At 35.8% G+C, this 20,778-nt stretch carries 11 protein-coding genes; 9 read left to right on the top strand and 2 right to left on the bottom strand.

Translation table 11 applies throughout. The features are described from left to right. Positions 1 to 26: 26 nt before the first annotated feature. From ACFS3A_RS14065 to ACFS3A_RS14030, 8 genes are all read left to right on the top strand, one after another. A complete protein-coding gene (locus tag ACFS3A_RS14065; protein ID WP_379826230.1) occupies positions 27 to 1,553 on the top strand; it encodes an SGNH/GDSL hydrolase family protein in 1,527 nt (508 codons plus the stop codon). A 234-nt stretch (positions 1,554 to 1,787) separates the two neighbouring features. Then, the gene (gene atpD, locus ACFS3A_RS14060; RefSeq protein WP_109191011.1) at positions 1,788 to 3,299 is read left to right on the top strand and encodes a F0F1 ATP synthase subunit beta; all 1,512 of its coding nucleotides are present in this window, start codon (positions 1,788 to 1,790) and stop codon (positions 3,297 to 3,299) included. Between the two features lie 82 nt (positions 3,300 to 3,381). Further along, entirely contained in the window at positions 3,382 to 3,663 is a 282-nt protein-coding gene (locus ACFS3A_RS14055) for a FoF1 ATP synthase subunit delta/epsilon (RefSeq protein ID WP_109191010.1), read from the top strand. A gap of 190 nt (positions 3,664 to 3,853) precedes the next feature. Beyond that, a complete protein-coding gene (locus ACFS3A_RS14050; protein WP_379826229.1) occupies positions 3,854 to 4,492 on the top strand; it encodes an NAD(P)-dependent oxidoreductase in 639 nt (212 codons plus the stop codon). Positions 4,493 to 4,568: 76 nt separating this feature from the next. After that, complete coding sequence (locus ACFS3A_RS14045; protein WP_379826228.1) at positions 4,569 to 5,708, top strand: aminotransferase class I/II-fold pyridoxal phosphate-dependent enzyme; 1,140 nt, start codon at positions 4,569 to 4,571, stop codon at positions 5,706 to 5,708. A gap of 96 nt (positions 5,709 to 5,804) precedes the next feature. After that, positions 5,805 to 6,665 carry a TraB/GumN family protein gene (locus tag ACFS3A_RS14040; RefSeq protein WP_379826227.1) on the top strand — a complete coding sequence of 287 codons (861 nt, stop codon included), beginning with the start codon at positions 5,805 to 5,807 and terminating at the stop codon, positions 6,663 to 6,665. A 79-nt stretch (positions 6,666 to 6,744) separates the two neighbouring features. Further along, positions 6,745 to 7,176 carry an RNA polymerase sigma factor gene (locus ACFS3A_RS14035; RefSeq protein WP_379826226.1) on the top strand — a complete coding sequence of 144 codons (432 nt, stop codon included), beginning with the start codon at positions 6,745 to 6,747 and terminating at the stop codon, positions 7,174 to 7,176. After that, positions 7,166 to 7,780, top strand: a complete 615-nt coding sequence (locus ACFS3A_RS14030) for a hypothetical protein (protein ID WP_379826225.1) — start codon at positions 7,166 to 7,168, stop codon at positions 7,778 to 7,780. The genes ACFS3A_RS14035 and ACFS3A_RS14030 overlap by 11 nt, the downstream gene beginning before the upstream one ends. Positions 7,781 to 7,839: 59 nt before the next feature. Here the strand turns inward: ACFS3A_RS14030 and ACFS3A_RS14025 are convergent, their stop codons facing one another. Next, complete coding sequence (locus ACFS3A_RS14025; protein ID WP_379826224.1) at positions 7,840 to 12,852, bottom strand: Ig-like domain-containing protein; 5,013 nt, start codon at positions 12,850 to 12,852, stop codon at positions 7,840 to 7,842. 405 nt (positions 12,853 to 13,257) lie between these two features. Further along, positions 13,258 to 13,740 (bottom strand): regulatory protein RecX, encoded by a 483-nt coding sequence (locus tag ACFS3A_RS14020; protein WP_379826223.1) that lies wholly within the window; start codon positions 13,738 to 13,740, stop codon positions 13,258 to 13,260. A 281-nt stretch (positions 13,741 to 14,021) separates the two neighbouring features. Between ACFS3A_RS14020 and ACFS3A_RS14015 the strand changes: the two genes are divergently transcribed. Further along, on the top strand, positions 14,022 to 20,624 hold the full coding sequence (locus ACFS3A_RS14015) for a T9SS sorting signal type C domain-containing protein (RefSeq protein WP_379826222.1): 6,603 nt from the start codon (positions 14,022 to 14,024) through the stop codon (positions 20,622 to 20,624). The last annotated feature ends 154 nt before the right edge of the window (positions 20,625 to 20,778 follow it).

Genomic DNA, 20,778 nt, shown 5'->3' with positions numbered 1-20,778 from the left:
CTGATAATTATAAAAATATATAAATTATGATAAAAAATTTCAAATGGCTCGTATTGGTTTCGTTAACCTTTATGGCTTGTAATAGTGACGATGATGTGACTGCTCCTGTGGAGTCGTCTGATGGTAAGCCTTTGACAGCGGGAAGTGCAGATTTTTCTAAATATGTTGCGTTAGGGGATTCTTTTGCGGCAGGTTTTAGTGATAATGCTTTGTTTATTAAAGGGCAAGAAGGCGCTTATCCGAATATTTTGGCTCAACAATTTGCATTAGTTGGAGGAGGAGAATTTAAAACTCCTTTTGCAAATGATAATATAGGTGGATTGTTATTAGGAGGTAATGTTATTGCTGGATCACGTTTGTATTTCAATAGCACTCCGATTCCAGTTGAAGGAACGCCTACAACAGAAGTAACGGCGCATTTATCAGGGGCTTTTAATAACTTAGGAGTTCCTGGTGCAAAAAGTTTTCATTTGTTAGCGCCTGGTTATGGTAATGCTGCCGGTGTTGCAATGGGGACAGCAAATCCTTATTTTGCTCGTTTTTCATCCAGTGCCACAACAACAGTTTTGGCAGATGCTTTAAGTCAGAATCCTACTTTCTTCTCCTTATGGATAGGGGGTAATGATGAATTAGGATATGCAACTGCTGGTGGAGATCCAACCGTGAATCCATTGACGCCACCTGCAACTTTTGAGGCAGCTTACAAAGGTTTGGTTGCTCAGTTGGTTGCTGGTGGAAGAAAAGGTGTTATTGCTAATCTTCCAAATATTACAACTCTTCCTCATTTTCATGTAATTGCTTATAATCAACTTACTCAGGCTAATTTAAGTGCAGGTGGGGTTAGTTTAGTTAGTACTTTAAATGCACAGCTGTATGGTCCTTTGCATAATGCTCTGGCTTTTTTAGGACAAGGAGATAGAATAAATCTTTTATCTGCGACAGGAAATAATCCTTTGTTAATTGTAGATGAGACTTTACCGGATCTTTCGGCAAATTTAAAAGCTGTTTTGATGGGAGGTGGATTAGATGCTACTACTGCAACAGTGATGGGGCAGATTTTTGGAAGAGCAAGGCAGGCAAAATCTACTGATCTGATTGTTTTAGGTGCCTCTTCCAGAATTGGAAAAGCGCCAACTGTGGCTGCTGACGGAATAGCTTCTCCTTCGCCATCATTGTCACAATTGGGTGTTACTTTTCCTTTGCCGGACAGATATGTTTTGCTGCCTTCTGAGGTAGCGGAAATTGAAGTGGCAACAAACGCTTACAATGCAGTGATTAATGCTGCAGCTGAAGCTAACGGATTGGCAATTGTTGATGCCAAGACCATTATGGATGATCTGAATAAAACAAACGGAATTACAATGAATAATTTTACATTGAAAGCAACATTTGTAACCGGAGGGATGTTTTCTTTAGACGGAGTTCATCCTTCTCCAAGAGGATATGCTTTTATTGCTAATAAATTCATTCAGGCTATTAATGCTAAATATGGTTCAAACTTAAAAGGTGTAGATATTGGTAATTATCAGGTTTTATTTCCTGCAAAATTATAATCAAGACAGTTTTACTTCAAAAAGCCGCTCATTTTTAAGATGAAGCGGTTTTTTTTCTTTTATTAAAAAAATGCCATTTTTGTTATTTTACGGGGCAGTTTTATGAATCAAACAAAATCGTAGTATTTTTTATGAAAAAAAAATTGATTTTATATTTTAAAAAATTATCTTTGCGCTCTGAAAAAAGAGGTATTTTCGATAAACCTAAATAGCTATTTAATAAATACATAAGTAATGTCAAAAGTAATAGGAAAAGTTGCTCAAATCATTGGACCAGTAGTAGACGTAGTTTTCAACGGTAAAGATGTTGAACTTCCAAAAATTTATGATTCACTAGAAGTCACTAAAAAAGATGGAACTATCTTAGTTCTAGAAGTACAATCTCATATTGGTGAAAACACTGTTCGTACCATTTCTATGGATTCAACAGATGGTTTAAGCAGAGGATATGAAGTAGTTGGAACTGGAAATCCAATCCAAATGCCAATCGGTCCAGACGTATATGGACGTTTATTTAATGTTGTTGGAGATGCCATTGATGGTTTAGGTGATTTGCCTAAAACTGGAGAGAACGGTCTGCCAATTCACAGACAAGCTCCAAAATTTGAAGATTTATCAACTTCATCTGAAGTTTTATTCACAGGTATCAAAGTAATCGATTTGATCGAGCCTTACGCAAAAGGAGGTAAAATTGGATTGTTTGGTGGTGCTGGTGTTGGTAAAACAGTATTGATTCAGGAGTTGATCAACAATATTGCAAAAGGTCACGGTGGACTTTCAGTATTCGCTGGAGTAGGTGAAAGAACACGTGAAGGAAATGACTTGCTTCGTGAGATGTTAGAGTCAGGAATTATTAAATACGGTGATGATTTCATGCACTCTATGGAAAATGGAGGATGGGATTTGTCTAAAGTAGATATGCCAGGAATGAGAGAGTCTAAAGCTACTTTCGTTTTCGGACAAATGAATGAGCCACCTGGAGCTCGTGCACGTGTGGCACTTTCAGGATTATCTATCGCTGAGTATTTCCGTGATGGAGCTGGATCTGACCAAGGAAAAGATGTATTATTCTTCGTTGATAATATCTTCCGTTTTACACAAGCAGGTTCTGAAGTATCAGCACTTTTAGGACGTATGCCATCTGCGGTAGGTTACCAACCAACATTGGCAACTGAGATGGGTGCAATGCAAGAACGTATTACATCTACAAACAAAGGATCTATTACATCTGTACAAGCGGTTTACGTTCCTGCGGATGACTTAACTGACCCGGCACCGGCTACAACTTTCGCGCACTTAGATGCAACAACTGTATTGTCTCGTAAAATTGCTGAGTTAGGTATCTATCCTGCGGTTGACCCGTTAGATTCTACTTCAAGAATTTTGACTCCACATATCTTAGGAGATGAGCACTACAACTGTGCACAAAGAGTAAAAGAAATTCTTCAAAAATACAAACAATTACAAGATATCATCGCGATCTTAGGTATGGAAGAGTTATCTGAAGAAGATAAACTTTCTGTATCAAGAGCACGTCGTGTACAACGTTTCTTGTCTCAGCCATTCCACGTTGCGGAGCAATTTACAGGTATTCCAGGTGTATTAGTTGATATTAAAGATACTATCAAAGGTTTCAACATGATTATCGACGGTGAGTTAGATCACCTTCCAGAAGCAGCTTTCAACTTGAAAGGTTCTATTCAGGATGCAATCGAAGCTGGAGAAAAAATGTTAGCTGAAGCATAATAATATTGGTTGTTAGTTGTTAGTTGTCAGTTGTTAGAAACAACCATCAACCATCAACCATCAACTATTAACTAAAAAAAATATGATTTTAGAAATAGTATCACCCGAAGCTAAATTATTTTCAGGAGAAGTAACTTCAGTTACTTTACCGGGAGTTGATGGAAGCTTTCAGATTTTGAATCATCACGCGCCGATTGTTTCTATTTTAGAAAAAGGAACAATTAAAATTGCAGCTCCAAGCTTCAGTTTTTCTAAGGAAGCAGCGGATCAATTCACGAAAGTAAATGACCAAACTTATACTTTAGAGATTAAGTCAGGAACTATCGAGATGAAAAACAATAAAATAATTGTATTAGTTGACTAACTACAATTTTAGAATAAACAAAAAGCCGGACAGTAATTGTCTGGCTTTTTTTATTTTTTTACTTTTGAAGTATTAAAATCTCTTTATAAAATATTGATACAATGATAAAAGCTCAGTAAGCTTTTGTTTGTTCCGCTTTATTGGTTGATAAAGTGAGACTTATTTATGTCAAATTTTATGAAGAATACTTATGAAAAATAGATCAAAAATTGCTGTTCTTGGCGGCGGCGGAAGAACTGGAAATTACCTTGTAAACCAGTTGTTAAAAGAAGGGTTTAATTTAAAGCTTCTACTTAGAAATCCCGAAAAATTCAACATCTCAAATCCTGCTATTGAAATTATTTCTGGTGATGCTCTGGATCTTGAATCAATAAAAGAGTTACTCAAAGATTGTCAGGTAGTTTTAAGCACTATTGGTCAAAGGAAAGATGAGCCTTTGGTTGCAAGTCAGGTAACGGAATATGTTTTGAGAGTGATGAGTGAATACGAAATCGACCGTTATGTTTTGCTGGCCGGACTTAATATTGATACGCCATTTGATCAGAAAAGCCCAAAAACGATTATGGCAACAAACTGGATGAAGGGTAATTTTCCGCAAATTCAGGAAGATCGTCAAAAAGCATATAGACTTTTAGAAACAAGCAATGTAAATTGGACACAAGTTCGGGTACCTTTTATTGAGTTTACTGATAAAAGTTCTGAAATAACGGTAAATCTGGAAGATTGTTTAGGAGATAAAATTTCTGCTTTAGACATTTCAAAATTTATAATCAAAGAAATGATAGAATCTAAATACAGCAAACAATCGCCTTTTATTAGTGAACTGTAAATACTAAATTTAAAACAGCAGATCGATTCGATCTGCTGTTTGTTTTGTTGTCACTTCAATTTCTTAATTTTACTTTATGAAACTACCTGAAAATCTAAGTCAGAAACTGGAGAATTACAAACAAAGTAATTCTTTTCAAAAACTCCCGGTTTTTAATAATCCGGTTGATTTTGCTTCTGATGATTATATTGGTTTTTCGAAATCTGAAATTATTTTCAAGCATGTTCATGCTTATCTGGTAGAAAATGAAATTTTTCAGAATGGAGCAACGGGTTCGAGATTGATTTCTGGTAACCATTCTCTTTATCAAATTGCAGAGAACTTTATAGCTGATTTTCATGAGGTAGAAGCAGCTTTAATTGTAAATTCAGATTACGATGCCAGTGTTGGTTTTTTTGAAGCGCTAACGCAGGACAATGATGTTGTTTTGTATGATGAATTATGTCATGCCATTATTAAAGACGGAATTGAAATAGCAAAAGCGAAATCATTCAAATTTGTTCATAATGATACTGAAGATTTAGAGCAATTTATTCTTAGATTTCCCAATGCAAACATTTATATTGTTACAGAAAGTGTTTTTTCTTTAGATGGTGATACTCCAAATCTGGAAGAATTAATTCTGCTTTCAGAAAAACACAATTGTTATTTGATTGTAGACGAATCTTGTGCGTTGGGTGTTTTTGGTGAAAAAGGTGAGGGACTGATTCAATATCTAAAATTACACAATAGTGTTTTTGCCCGAATTATAAGTTTTGGAAAAGGTCTTGGATGTTATGGTTCAGTAATTTTAGGTTCAGCTGAACTAAAGGAATATCTAGTCAATTTTTCAGAAAATCTAATACAAAACACAGCTTTGTCTCCGCATTCTGTTGCTACAATTTTGACAGCTTATCAGCAATTGAAAATAGAAAATGAAGCTATTGATAAACTTCGTCAGAATATTGTGTTTTTTAATCAGCAGAAAAATTTGTTAGGTTTAAAACCGATGTTTGTTCACAGTAAATCGGCGATTCATTCTGCAATTGTGCCTGGTGGTGAAAATATAAAACAATTGACAGAAGAACTTCAGGATAAAGGTTTTGATGTACAATCCATTATTTGGCCAGTGGTTCCCGAAGGTCAGGAACGACTACGATTGTGTATTCATAGTTATAATACCGAAGAGGAAATTAGTTCCATATTGAAACTTTTTCTAGATTTCCTGTTTTACTAAGTCGTTGTCCGGCTGACTGGTTAAAAAATAATTTTACGATTTTTTGTAACGTTTTGATTATTTGTTTACTTACGTTTAGTAATCAAAATAATCATTATGAAAACTATATTTAAAAACATCCTAATATTTCTTTTCTTTTCGACTTTTACTATTTCGGTACAGTCACAACCTCCAAAATTGGAAAATTCACTTCTTTGGGAAGTTTCAGGGAAGGGACTTAAAAAGCCATCTTATTTATATGGAACTATCCATATGATTTGTTCTAATGATTACTTTTTGTCTGAAAAAGCGAAAAAAGCGTTTCATAATTCAGATAGATTATTTCTGGAAATCAATTTTACCGATCCTGCTGAGATGAGTCAGATGCAACAATTGGCAATGGGAAAAGAACCACTTAGTAAAAAACTAAGTCCGCAACAATTAGTCAAATTAGATTCAATTTTGAAAAAAAGTACAGGAATGAGTGTACAACAAATAGATAATTTTAGTCTTTTGACGGTTTTGAGTTTGATTTCTATGAAAAGTTTTGGTTGTACGGATTTGAAATTTTATGAAATGGAATTTTCCGGACTGGCAAAAGAAAAGAATATTTCGATTTCGGGACTTGAAACCGTTAAAACGCAATTTGAAATTCTTGAGAATGCGTATTCAAATGATGAAATTTTAAAACTTTTGGAAGAATCAACTACTGAAGAAACTGACGAGTTGGTTGCAGATTATAAAACGGAAAATATTAATGCGATGTATGCATTATCAACCGATTTAAAATTTACTAGTGAGAAAACCAAAAAACAAATTCTTGATAACAGAAACTTAAACTGGGTCAAAGCTATGCCGGAACTAATGAAACAAAACAGTATTTTCTTTGCTGTTGGAGCAGGACATTTGGGAGGAGAGTATGGAGTTATTAATTTATTGAGAAAAGAAGGATATACTGTAAAACCTGTAATGAACTAAATCTGTTTTGAAAGAGAAAGAAAAAGAGTTTTTGAATCGGATAGAATGCCATAAAGGGATTTTGTATAAAGTTTCCAAAATGTATATGGATAATTCTGATGATCAGGAGGATTTGTTTCAGGAAATTGTCTGTCAGCTTTGGAAATCATATGAGTCTTTTCGAAACGAAAGTCAATTTTCGACCTGGATGTACAGAGTGGCGGTAAATACAGCGATTGTTTTTTTAAAGAAAGAAAAAAGGAAAGTTGATAAATACGAAATTGCTTCGGAGAATATTAAAGAAGAGGAAAGTGATTCGCATATAAAAGAAAGTCAGCTCGATCATTTTTATAAAGCGGTACAGAAACTGGAAAAGATTGATAAGGCTATAATATTTTATCAGTTGGAAGGTTTTTCACATAAAGAGACAGGGGAAAATCTGGGGATTTCTGAGGGAAATGCCAGAGTAAAACTGAACAGGGTCAAAGAAAAATTAAAAGAAATAATTAAAAATCAAGGATATGGATTTTAACGATATACAAAATGCATGGAATAACGAAAAATCTGAAAATGTTGTACTGCCAACTAATTTGGAAAAGATTCGGTCTGCAAATACGCCATTAGATAAAATTAGAAAAAACTTAAAGAAAGAATTTGTATATCAGGTAGTTTCAATTGTTTTTGTTGGATTCGCGCCTTTAATATTGAGCTTTTCTTCACAAGCTACTTTTTTATATTATTTGCTTTACAGTCTTTTTGTAGCCGTTTGTGTTTACTATTTGGCAAGGTTTTACTTTTTTTATAAAAGATTGAGTAAGATAGCTTTAAAAACAAAAGACAGTCTGTACGAAACTTATTTTGATATTCGACTAAATATGGAATTGTACAAAACATTTGGGTTTGCATTAACTCCATTTTTAGTTTTGTACTTACTGGGACTTTTTTATTACCAATTTTCTAAAGTTCACGGATTCTCCGATTTGGAATTTTCTAACAGTGAGTTAATTATGTTCTTTTTAATAGTCGTTTTTGTTGTCCTTTTTATGGGGCTCTCTCTGGAGTGGTGGGTGCATCATTTTTACGGTAAATTTGCAAAAGAAATTAAAAAAGTAATAGACGAATTAAAAGAAGAATAAAATAGAAAACCCATCATAACTGATGGGTTTTTATTTTTGTAAATGAATTGAAATAAGGATTAATTCATTATTATTTTTTTAGTTGATACAGATCCGTTTTCAAGAGCTGTTTTTACTAATAGAACCTGATTTCCGGTTTGTAAATTTGAAATTTCAAGATCATTACTATTGATTTTCTTTTTGTTGAAAACTTCCTGACCTAATAAGTTGTAAACACTTACTTCATTAATTGATTCATTTGAAGAAGAGATGCTGATAACTTTGTTTTTAACCGATACAAATACCCCGTCTGTAGCATTTTCAAAATCATCCGTTCCTAAAGTACTATTTGTATAACGAAGTACAAGGCGACTATTGAATGTTCCTTTTTCCGATGTAAATTTATAATCAGCAAGGCGCAGGTTGGTTATTTTTCCTGTTGTTTTATCTTCTAAATAAACCTCCTGATTCTCATTAAATATACCATCTGCATGATCGATTGAAACAGTATAATCTCCTTTAGCCGTTACGGTATATCCAAAAGGCACAAGATCGCTTTTACTAAATGGCATTGCACGGCCCTGAATCATTAACTTTTTAGAATTGTTGATGCTGTAAAAATCAATCACTCCGCTGGAAGCCATCGACAGACCGTCATATTTAGCATCAGTGGTATTGGTTGCTCCCTGAATATAGCCTACCAGAATTTGTTTGATAGCGCCGGTTGCATTGGTCATATTTAACCAAATACGATGTCTGTCTGTTTCTGATTCAGCTGTTTTGAAAAACTGTTTATTGTTGCCCAGTCTACGCTGATTATTATTAAATTTTACAGTTGTAGTTGCTGCAGGTGCTTTTATCAGGAAGCCCTGAGCTGCTGCAATATAACCATTAAAGCCAATGCCTCCCAGACCATTATAAGCAACAAAATCATCTGTATAATAGATATATTGATCTGTAGTTGACTTAACCGGAAGATTGGTATGCGCCCAGAAATATAATGTACCAAGATCTTCATTGTCGTCTAAAAGCTGTTTTGCAGATATGGCAGAAGGATAAGGGTTTCCTATCAGGTTCCATTTTCCTTCTACAACATCAGCCGGAATATCACCATTATTCGGAATACCTGTAAAATGAGCTGTAAAATCAGCCTTGTCGGTAATACTAAAGTTCTGAGGAGCTCTAATACTATATCCCTGACCTGTTTTCATTTTCATAGTTCCTTTTCCATTGACTGCCCAGTCTCCTTTAACCGGATCAAAATAGAAATATTTATCTACTAAAGTAGCCGGCGATAAATTGTACATTGTAAAGCCTTCTTTGGTTACAGGCATAGACCAGTAAGTCAAATCATAACGACGTACAGAAGTTGTTCTCTGAATCTCAAAAGAATCTTCATCTCCGGTAAACATTGTTTTGCTTGTTGAAGTTTGTAGTAAGGATCCGCCACTTTCTACTAATAATTTTCCACCTGCTTTTACGGTAATATTTTCATCTACCGTTAGCGTTACACCTTCTGGTACTGTTAAAGTATAAGTCGGATCAACAGTACAAGAGCAAACAGTAAGATCTGAAGCTAGTCTTGTATTGCCTTTTATAACCAGGCTACTTCCGCTTTGAAGTGTACCTATTGGACCTCCATTATGTTCTACGTCAACTTTTACAAAATTAATAGCAAGATTAGCATCACCTGCATCTTCTCTAACGCGAATTTCTACTCTTGAGTTGCTGTTTAAAGCATAAAGAGTTCCACTATTAATTACGTAATAATTTGGGTTCCAAGCTGCGTCTGAATATATAGGAGTACCATCAATATAAATTTCGATGGCGTCATCATGAGTAACATTTTGTAACTCATAGCGTCCACATTCAAAACCTTTACGTTTGTAAACCGTTGTAAAATTGTTGTCAGGTATTCTAACACCTTGCCAGATTGCAGCTGCAGAAGGAGATTTGTCCACCGGCCAGAAAATTCTTGAATCCGGGCTTGGATTTGGGTCTACATAATATCCTGCGTATTTTACATTGTTTAGTGAAAGATCACCATTTTCATAACCATAAACATTCCATACTTTATCTCCAAACTCAGATGGATCTCCTTTTGGCAGACCAAAGAAGAATGAATTTCTCGCTAAACCACCATCTTCATAATATTCAAGCACAAAATCGTAAGAACCAACATCAAGATTTCTTGTAAAAGAATTTGTTACATATCCACGGGCATACCATTCTCTTAGAACTTCTACTTCGTTTATGTATAATGCTACTCCGTCGTCACTTCCAAGGTCAAAATGGTATAAGCCAGCTTCAGTAATGTCAACATGCATTTTATAACGTACAAGGAAACGATCGGTAGGAGCTGCTTCACAAGGAATTTCTGTGGTAAGTCCGCTAACAGGACCAGCATCCATATCTCTGTCAAACGTTTTATTTTCTGTTACCCTTCCAATGTAAGTTGCAATAGTGCTACTTGGCAAAGCAGGATAAGAGGTATTTGGTGGCATAGGAGCTGTGTTCGCTAATTTGTACACATATCCAATCCATTCATTATCTCCAAAAGCTGTTTGATTTCCAGGTGCCTGACAAGAAACATTAAGGGTTACAGTTGCAGTCGAATAATTCAATCCATTGTAAATAGTATAATCAAAAGTAGATGTTCCTGTAAAACCTGGTGTAGGTGTAAATATGACATTCGTTGTGCCATTTACCTGAACAGTTCCTCCTACAGTCGGCTGTGTTGTTGATATAGAAACTAATGGTGTGTAGTTCTCGTCATTTGCAAGGATTGGAATTGGAGTTGCGTCAGTAGAGCTAACTGTTGCAACATCAGCAACTGCAGTAATTAAATTTGATGGTTCTACAACTCCGGTAATTGTTGGACCAATATCTCCACCGTCGCTATTTTTTATTATAAAATAGCCATTAGATTGACTTAAAACGGCATAAGGATAAATTCTAATATAGAAAGTTTCGTTTGTATTGCTCAAAACTCTTGTACCACTTGGGAAATTTATGGTAACTTCTCTATCTGTTCCCTTTACTGCTGCTGTCGGACCTAATAAGACGGTGCCATTGTCTGCAAAATTTGGATCTTTTGAATAACGCACCTGAAACATCGATGCTCCCTGATCTCCAGAGGGAGAATTGTATATAAATTTAAATTGCGTTAATGTCAGGTTATATTTTTGCTTAGGTGTTACGCTTACTTGCATATATCGGCTTAAATTTTCAGCAGTTGATCCACCATTTTGTAAACCTGTCATATAAAATTCATTTAGATCTAGACGTAAACCGACTCCATTTCCTCCTACTGTTAAGTCGTTTCCTATTACATTAGGATCTGTAACTACAGCTTTTGTAGTTTGAACTGCACCATTCCAAATAATTAATCTAGGTGTAAGTTCATTAACATAAACAACTACAGTTGCAGTAGAAGTCTGTGTCCCCTTTGTAAGTGTGTAAGTAAATGAAGTAATGCCTTTGAAATTGTCATTGGGAGTGAATATGAAAACATTACCGTTTGCAGAAACAGTCCCTGATGTTGTTGGTGGTTGACTAAAAGTTATTGTAGCACCACTTGTATTTATATCATTTGTTAAAGGATTAAAAGAAATTGCTCTTTTTTCCTGTGTAGAAACCAGATCATCATTGGCATTTAAATCTGTTGTATCATAGTTTAAAACGGTTCCGGTAATTGTAGGAACAGTTCCTCCAGGCCCCTTGCTAACAGTATTAGCTAGAAATATAGGAGAATCAGGGTATTCTCTAGATTTTAACTTATAACCGTAAATACGAATTGTTATTTTCTCATCAGGATATAATGTTACATTTGATAGATCTAAAGATTTATTGGTTTTACCTGTATTTGTTGCTTCGTCTTCTAATATGAAGCTTGTAGCAAAATCATCCTTTGAGTATCTTACCTGATATCTTGCTATAAAATGATTTGCGTCTGGAGTATAAGTGAAGTTGAATTTATTTAATTTAAGCTTGTAGCCTGTTTTAGCTGAAGTAGTGAATTCAAAATATTTAGATTCGTCAATAGTAAATTGTGTTGGCCATCCATATCCATTATAACCGTCGCCTTTTGGTTGTAGTTGCAAAGTTGTTCCAGGTCCAACTGTGAAAGGATCTGCAGCTACTGCATTAGTAGGAGCAATAATGTTAGGTATGGTGTCGTCTGGACCATTCCATTCAACAAGCGAAGAAGTAGTAGGTGCGTTAACGGTTACGTTTACGGTAGCTGTAGACGTATTTGTTCCATCTCCAATCCTGTAGGTAAAAGATGTGAGTCCTACGAAATCAGTAGCAGGAGTAAATTTTATTTTATTATCGGGATTTACAACTACAGTTCCATTCGCTGGTGGAGATTGGATGTCTACAGATGATATTGGATTAGTTCCTGCTAAATCATTGTTTAAAACATTGATTACAGTAAAGTTATTTTGAATAGTGGTAGCGGTGTCATTATTAGCTGTTAAAGTCGGAATGTAAGGAGATACGGTTCCTGTTATTGTGGGAACATAATATCTTCCGCTTTCACTTATAAGTGAATTTACTAATCCCCACAAACCGCCGTCATAATAGGCATTTTCCATAGCAAATCCATAAAAACGAAAGTATATCTCTTCTTCGGGCAGCAAAGTGAAACCTGTATCAAAATAGATTTGTTCGTTATTTCTGCCAGATAGTACATCCTTAGTATCTAAAAGCAATGTACCGTTTGCTGGAAAAGAGGAACTTCTAGAATATCTAACCTGATATTTTCTGGGTGAATCTGAACCATTCGATGGTATATAAGCATATTTTAATGCTGATAAATCAATTTTGTATCCTGGTTGTGCTTTAATTCCTATTTGGATATATTTAGCTGGATTTATTGAGTTTCCCCCAGGCCATTGAGAGCTAGCGTATCCCGCATAATTTGAGTTTATAAGATTGCTTCCTGTAATTGCTGGCGCAGATACTTGAGACGTTGGAACTAAAATATTAGCATTAAAGTTGCTAGAGCTATCCCATTTAACCAAATCAACAATTTGGGAAAATCCCAAAAAAGGCAATAAAAATAAAATTAAAAGTAGAGTTTTTTTCATACTAGATCTTTTTCTATCAGTTTGTTATGCTGGCATAATAATTAATGCACGCGCAAATATAGATACATCTACGAGCTGAAAATACGCTGGGTTTTTAGAATGGGGAGTTTTTCGATGAGTCGTTAAAATACTCGACGAACTGCATTAAAAATTTTAATGTTCGATAAATATTCTTATAAAAGTTAAAAATAAAATATAAGAATATTCGTAAAATACAGTGTTTTTGAAGCTGATTTTTTGAGGCTTTAGACTAAAAAACGTCGAGTTTGATATAAATCTCTCAAAAAAAGAATAATATATAACCAAAAGTTATTTGGTGTTTTGTAGGTAATTTATGCTTTTTTAAGTAGCGAAAATGATTTTAAAATACTTATAAATTATTTTTTTAGAATTGAAAACGACAGTTTATTTTTGTTCCAGTTCCTGAACTTTTTCGTAAACCAGATTGCTTTCATAGCCTCTTCGAAGCATATAATCACAAAATTTCTTGCGTTTTTTTAAAAGATTGGTTTCTGTCAAATTGCTCCAGCATTTTTCGGCCAGATTTTCAAAAGTTTCAAAATATTCTTCTGTAGAAATTTCTTTTAAAGCCAAAGAAATATTAGTTGACGAAATATGTCTTGCTTTTAGCTCGTTTGTAATTCTAATCTTGCCCCAATTTTTAATGCGGTGTTTTCCTCTTGCGAAGCTGCAGGCAAAACGTGTTTCGTTTAAAAAATTTCCCTCAATAAGCTGAACGACAATAGTATCAATTTCATCAGTAGTCATTTTTAGACTATGTAATTTTTGCACCACTTCGTCATGACAACGTTCCTGATACGCACAAAAATGTTCTAATTTTTGTAAAGCTTCTTTGATGGTAAAAGTGTAGTTCGTCGGGTTTTTCATGCTTTTTAACGTTTAAATGTAATATTGGACAAATAGTTATAAATTATTTCTAAAATTTGTTAACATTTGTTAAAAAGAAATAAATTATAACCTTGCGTATTAGGCTAATTTAAATATTTTTGTACGAGATTTTAACATTTTTAGGATTCTGCTCAAAATCAGAATTTTAACATTTAAGTTCTAGTTAAAAACCAAATGTCAACATTCTTCGTATGTAAGAAATATAGGCGTTTTGGCTTTTTAACAGCCCAAAAACAAATTTAAACAAATACCTACTGAATATGATGAGAAAACTACTTTACTCGTTTTTATTTTTTATTTCAAATTCTTCAAAAAAAACATTTAAACCTAGTCTTGGATTGCTTTGTGTTGGGATGTTTTTTGTAGTTTCTTATGCTAATGCTGCAACAATTACAAGTACAGCAACTGGAGGAAATTGGAACGTACCTTCAACTTGGTCAGGAGGAATTGTTCCATTGCCAACAGATATTGTAGTTATTGCTAATTTAGCGAATGTTTTGACAAACGGAAATCAAACTTGTGCAGGTATAACTATTACAGGAAGACTTACAATGATGGATGGTGAGACTCTTACTGTTAACGGAAATGTTAGTGGTGGAGGGAATTGGACAACAGGTGGAGGAATAAGAACTATCTCTCTTACGGGAAATTGGAGTTTTAATGGAACTTCAACCGGTAGTGGAGCAACTGCTGTTTTTACGGGTACAAATACTCAGAGTTTAACAGGTAGGATAACAACAAGTGGTGGAGAATTGGTGGTTAATAAAACTGGTGGATCTTTAATTCTTGGAAATACGCTTAGTATAGGAACATTTACTAATACAACTGGTATATTTGATGCTGCAACTTATCTTCTAACAACCTCATCATATAATTTAGTTGCAGGAACACTAAGAGTTGGTGCAACAACATGGGGAGGAAATTATTCCTTTGTACCAACTTCATTTCCAATAGGATTCACAGTTGAGTATGATGCTGCAGGTCAGACTGTTCGGAATTTAAATTACGCTAACCTTACTCTTTCAGGGAGTGGGACAAAAACATTGTCTGGAGCTACTACTATAAATGGTAATTTGAATATTTTGAATGGAGTGACATTTAGTACTTCTACAAGTAATTATGCGATTAATCTTGGAGGTGATTTTACAAATAATGGGGCGTTCACAGCAGGATCATCCACAGTAACTTTTGATGGAGCGAATGATGCTATAATACAAGGAAGTTCTACAACTTCATTTAATAATTTAGTAATCAATAAAAATGCTAAGACTACCAAAGTTACAAATAATAATACAGCGTTTAGGGTTCTTGGTAATTTAACTGTTACACAAGGTAATTTGGTTTTAACAGCGTCTGATTCAGATTATGATTTATCAAATGATTTAATTGTTTCTGTTAATGGTATTTTAAGTCACTATGTTGGTTGGGGTACAAATAAAAGAATGAATGTATGGGGTAGTATTGCTATAGATGGTTTGTATGATTATGGTTCGTATACCCCATTAGTAAACATGTATACTGCAGGTGAAACTGTTAGAAGCGGACCTGCACCATCAGCATTTAGTTTTTTAACTTTGGCTCATTCAAGTGGAATAATAAGGGCAAGTGGATTAGTGACCGTTAATGCTAATTTTTGGGCACCATGGAATGTTATTGGAGGTGCAGGTGTATTTGAAACTAATGGAAATACAGTAATTGCTAATTCTACTCTATTTGTTGCAGGGGGAAGAGTAAGGGTGAATGGGGGAACTTTAACAGTTAAAGGAGGATTGAATGTTGGAGCTGTTACAACTGCAGGTGTGCTTGAAATAAGTTCAGGTACATTAGATGCTGATGATGTTTATGTTGGAGCAGGTACTATAGCAACTGTTGGTACGATTACGCATACAGGAGGAACAGCAAATATAAAAAATCTTACTATAAACGCTACTGGTACAAATTCTTATGCATGTCCATCAGGTACGCCAACAATTAATATTAGTGAAAACTGGACAAATAATAAGGTTTTTACGGCGGGAAGTAGTACTGTTAATTTTACAGGGACTGGTACACAAACTATTAACGGAATTTTATCCGGTAATTCTGGTAAATTTTATAATTTAGTTTTTAATGGTATAAATGGAAATTGGACAAATAACGCCACGATAGAGGTATCAAACGCATTGACAATGACAAATGGGTTTTTATCAACCACGACTACTAGTTTTGTTAATGTGACAAATTCTTCTACAAGTGCAATTAGTGGAGGGTCTTCAAATTCATTTGTAAAAGGCCCCATTAGATGGTCTTCATCTACTGCTAGCACATATCTTTTTCCAACAGGAAAAGGAACGTTATATTTACCGTTTACATTAATAAATAATACTGCACCAACCTCATCTCCAACAGCACAGGCCGAAGCCTTCTTAGGAGATTGTGGAGGAACTGCTGATAATACTGTATTAGCTAGTTTAAGCAAAACAGAATATTGGTCATTGGTCACTAGTGGGAATTTTACAAATACAAGGGTGTCTTTATCTCGACCTACAACAATTAGCCCATTAGATGCTGTTGGAGGCAGTACAACATTATCTGGAACATATACTTCTTTGGCAGGAACCGTTGGTGTTAATGGTGTAACAAACTCATCGGCTATAGGAAATAATAGATTTTTTGTATTAGCAAGAATACGTGATATAGTTATTACATCTATTACTTCTCCATTTTGTGCAGGAACTACTTTTCCAATATCTTATAGTCTTAGGGGACCATTACCTCCCTACGCTTCAGGAAATATTTTTACAGCTCAGCTATCTGATGCAACTGGAAGTTTTTCGTCTCCAACAACAATTGGTTCAGTAACATCGAGTACGCCAGGATCTATTTCTGTGACAATTCCTAATGGAACAGCAGCAGGGACTGGATATAAAATGAGGATTGTAAGTTCAAATCCGGTTATAACTGGTAGTGAATATGTAAATGATTTGACTATTAGGCCTATTTTTAATGCCGGTGCAATCAGTTCCACAGGAGAGACGATTTGTTATGGGGGAACACCTGCTGCAATCGGCAGTACAACAGCAGCCAGTGGAGGAGACGGAAATATTACCTATCAGTGGCAAAGCAGTACAGATGCAGCGTTTATTTCACCAACAACAATTTCAAATAATACGGTTGGGTATACACCACCGGCAGGATTGACTGCAAATATGTGGTACCGACGTCAGGCAAAAGATGGAGCTTGCAGTGGATTTACAAGTTCAACAAATGTATGGGCTGTAACGGTTCGTGCTCAATTTACAGCCGGTGCAATCAGTTCCGCAGGAGAGACGATTTGTTATGGAGGAACACCTGCTGCAATCGGCAGTACAACAGCAGCCAGTGGAGGAGACGGAAATATTACCTATCAGTGGCAAAGCAGTACAGATGCAGCGTTTACTTCACCAACAACAATTTCAAATAATACGGTTGGGTATACACCACCGGCAGGATTGACTGCAAATATGTGGTACCGACGTCAGGCAAAAGATGGGGCTTGCAGTGGATTTACAAGTTCAACAAATGTATGGGCTGTAACGGTTCGTGCTCAATTTACAGCTGGTGCAATCAGTTCCACAGGAGAGACGATTTGTTATGGGGGAACACCTGCTGCAATCGGCAGTACAACAGCAGCCAGTGGAGGAGACGGAAATATTACCTATCAGTGGCAGAGCAGCACAGATGCAGCATTTACTTCACCAACAACAATTTCAACTAATAATATTAGCTATACACCACCAGCGGGATTGACTGCAAATATGTGGTACCGACGTCAGGCAAAAGATGGGGCTTGCAGTGGATTTACAAGTTCAACAAATGTATGGGCTGTAACGGTTCGTGCTCAATTTACAGCCGGTGCAATCAGTTCCGCAGGAGAGACGATTTGTTATGGAGGAACACCTGCTGCAATCGGCAGTACAACAGCAGCCAGTGGAGGAGACGGAAATATTACCTATCAGTGGCAAAGCAGTACAGATGCAGCGTTTACTTCACCAACAATAATTTCAAATAATACGGTTGGGTATACACCACCGGCAGGATTGACTGCAAATATGTGGTACCGACGTCAGGCAAAAGATGGAACTTGCAGTGGATTTACAAGTTCAACAAATGTATGGGCTGTAACGGTTCGTGCTCAATTTACAGCTGGTGCAATCAGTTCCACAGGAGAGACGATTTGTTATGGAGGAACACCTGCTGCAATTGGTAGTACTACAACAGCCAGTGGAGGAGACGGAAACATTATCTATCAGTGGCAGAGCAGCACAGATGCAGCATTTACTTCACCAACAACAATTTCAACTAATAATATTAGCTATACACCACCAGCGGGATTGACTGTAAATATGTGGTACCGACGTCAGGCGAAAGATGGAGCTTGCAGTGGATTTACAAGTTCAGCAAATGTATGGGCTGTAACGGTTCGTGCTCAATTTACAGCCGGTGCAATCAGTTCCACAGGAGAGACGATTTGTTATGGGGGAACACCTGCTGCAATCGGCAGTACTACAGTAGCCAGTGGAGGAGACGGAAATATTACCTATCAGTGGCAAAGCAGTACAGATGCATCGTTTACTTCACCAACAACAATTTCAAATAATACGGTTGGGTATACACCACCGGCAGGATTGACTGCAAATATGTGGTACCGACGTCAGGCGAAAGATGGAGCTTGCAGTGGATTTACAAGTTCAACAAATGTATGGGCTGTAACGGTTCGTGCTCAATTTACAGCTGGTGCAATCAGTTCCACAGGAGAGACGATTTGTTATGGGGGAACACCTGCTGCAATCGGCAGTACAACAGCAGCCAGTGGAGGAGACGGAAATATTACCTATCAGTGGCAAGCAAATGGAGTCAATATAACAAGTACAAATAATGCAACCTATACGCCTCCAGTAGGATTGACCACAACAACTACTTATACAAGGTTTGCAAATGACGGAACTTGTAATACAGCTACGATATCAAATGGAAGCTGGACAATAACCGTAAACCCAATAGAAAACACCCCATCCATAGGAACCATAACTCATGTAACATGTCTGGGGCAAGGAAAAGTAATTTTAGGAAATCTACCATCAGGTTCTTTTCAGATTAACCAGACAGGTGATGCATCAAGACCTATTTATGTTACAGGATCTACAGGAACTTATGAAGTAACAGGTTTGGCGGCTGGGAAATATTATTTTACAGTCCAAACAACAACGACTTGCGCATCAGGATTATCTGCAGAAGTAGAAATTAAAGATGAATCGTCTACAACATGGAACGGTTCGGGCTGGTCAAATGGTCTTCCGAATGAAACTAAAAGTGTTATTATTACTTCTGCTGCCGGTGATCCTTTAGCGGCAGATATTGAGGCTTGCTCACTTATAATTAGTGTTCCGAATGATGATTCAGATCCTTTTGTTACAGTTCCAGAAGGAGTAACTCTAACCATTACCAATGCAGTAACTTCTAATGGTAAACTACTTTTTGAAAGTGGTGCCAGTTTGATACAAAAAACAGATATTCAGAATTCCGGAGAGATTGTTTATCAGAGAACAACTTCTGTACGTCGTTATGATTTGACTTACTGGTCTATGCCTGTAACCAAAGAAGGCTTTACAATGTACAATTTATCGCCGGCTACTTTAGTAGATAAATATTTCTATTTTGATCCGGTTAAAGGAGACTGGGCAATCAATGGAAAAGGAACTATGAAAATGAAAACAGGTCAGGGATATAGTATTAGAGCTCCTCAGAACTTTAGTATTACCGACAAGGCTGATTTTACAGCGAATTTTACAGGTATTCCAAATAATGGTGATATTCCGGCTGATGTTGTAGAAGGAAAATGGAACCTGATAGGAAACCCTTATCCTTCCGCCATATCTGCAAAACAGCTTTTAGATGACAATGAAGATCTGGGTACATTATATTTCTGGGCGCATACCAATCTTCCGGTTAAGTCAACTACAGATCAATATATCTATTATACAGATGATTTTGTTGCCTATAATGGTCTTGGAGGCATTGGTTTTAATGGTTATATTGCAGCAGCTCAGGGCTTCCTGATAAAAGCACCTGCAGCAACTACAACTGTAAAATTTAATAATAATCAGCGTAGACTGGGCAACAATAAACAGTTTTTCAAAACAGCTGCATCAGAAACAGACAGACATCGTATCTGGTTAAATATGACCAATGCAACCGGCGCTATCAAACAAATTCTGGTAGGCTATATTCAGGGAGCAACCAATACCACTGATGCTAAATATGACGGTCTGTCGATGGCTTCCAGCGGAGTGATTGATTTTTACAGCATCAACAATTCTAAAAAGTTAATGATTCAGGGCCGTGCAATGCCATTTAGCAAAAGCGATCTTGTGCCTTTTGGATATACCGTAACGGCTAAAGGAGATTATACTGTTTCAATCGATCATGCAGATGGTATGTTTAATGAGAATCAGGAGGTTTATTTAGAAGATAAAACAACAGGAAAAATAACCAACCTGCGCCTTGCTGATTATAAGTTTACATCGGAAAAAGGAACATTCAATAGTCGCCTTGTACTTCGTTATACAAATAGTACTTTAGGAACTGATGATTTTGAGAGTTTAGAAAATAGTGTCTTAATCTCAGTGAAAGATAAAGTAGTCAGAATTACATCATCAAAAGAAACAATAAAAGACGTAAACATTTTTAACATTGGTGCACAATTATTGTATAATAAAAATAATGTAAATTCATCAGAATTACAGATTTCTAATCTACAATGCAGTGATCAGGCATTATTGGTGAAAATTAGTTTAGAAAACGGACATACTTTTACAAGAAAAATTATCTACAGTAATTTGTAAAATAAGAAATTCAATAAATTTTAAAGTCCATTCCCTAAAAGGAATGGACTTTTTTGTGAAATATCCCTAAATCTTGGTATTGTAGTTTTTTATAATACTTTATAATTTTAGTTTAATTCTTACAAATTGTAACTCTAATTATATTGTTTTGATA

It is taken from the genome of Flavobacterium notoginsengisoli (genome assembly GCF_042686225.1).
GTDB classification, from domain to species: domain Bacteria; phylum Bacteroidota; class Bacteroidia; order Flavobacteriales; family Flavobacteriaceae; genus Flavobacterium; species Flavobacterium notoginsengisoli.
The sequence above is the reverse complement of the archived record's forward strand: the minus strand, read 5'-3'. Positions and strand labels throughout refer to the sequence as shown.

Bases quoted from the DNA above. Each gene is read 5' to 3' on its own strand.
- ACFS3A_RS14065 (WP_379826230.1), top strand. From the start codon at position 27: ATGATAAAAAATTTCAAATGGCTCGTATTGGTTTCGTTAACCTTTATG.
- atpD (WP_109191011.1), top strand. From the start codon at position 1,788: ATGTCAAAAGTAATAGGAAAAGTTGCTCAAATCATTGGACCAGTAGTA.
- ACFS3A_RS14055 (WP_109191010.1), top strand. From the start codon at position 3,382: ATGATTTTAGAAATAGTATCACCCGAAGCTAAATTATTTTCAGGAGAA.
- ACFS3A_RS14050 (WP_379826229.1), top strand. From the start codon at position 3,854: ATGAAAAATAGATCAAAAATTGCTGTTCTTGGCGGCGGCGGAAGAACT.
- ACFS3A_RS14045 (WP_379826228.1), top strand. From the start codon at position 4,569: ATGAAACTACCTGAAAATCTAAGTCAGAAACTGGAGAATTACAAACAA.
- ACFS3A_RS14040 (WP_379826227.1), top strand. From the start codon at position 5,805: ATGAAAACTATATTTAAAAACATCCTAATATTTCTTTTCTTTTCGACT.
- ACFS3A_RS14035 (WP_379826226.1), top strand. From the start codon at position 6,745: ATGTATATGGATAATTCTGATGATCAGGAGGATTTGTTTCAGGAAATT.
- ACFS3A_RS14030 (WP_379826225.1), top strand. From the start codon at position 7,166: ATGGATTTTAACGATATACAAAATGCATGGAATAACGAAAAATCTGAA.
- ACFS3A_RS14025 (WP_379826224.1), bottom strand. From the start codon at position 12,852: ATGAAAAAAACTCTACTTTTAATTTTATTTTTATTGCCTTTTTTGGGA.
- ACFS3A_RS14020 (WP_379826223.1), bottom strand. From the start codon at position 13,740: ATGAAAAACCCGACGAACTACACTTTTACCATCAAAGAAGCTTTACAA.
- ACFS3A_RS14015 (WP_379826222.1), top strand. From the start codon at position 14,022: ATGATGAGAAAACTACTTTACTCGTTTTTATTTTTTATTTCAAATTCT.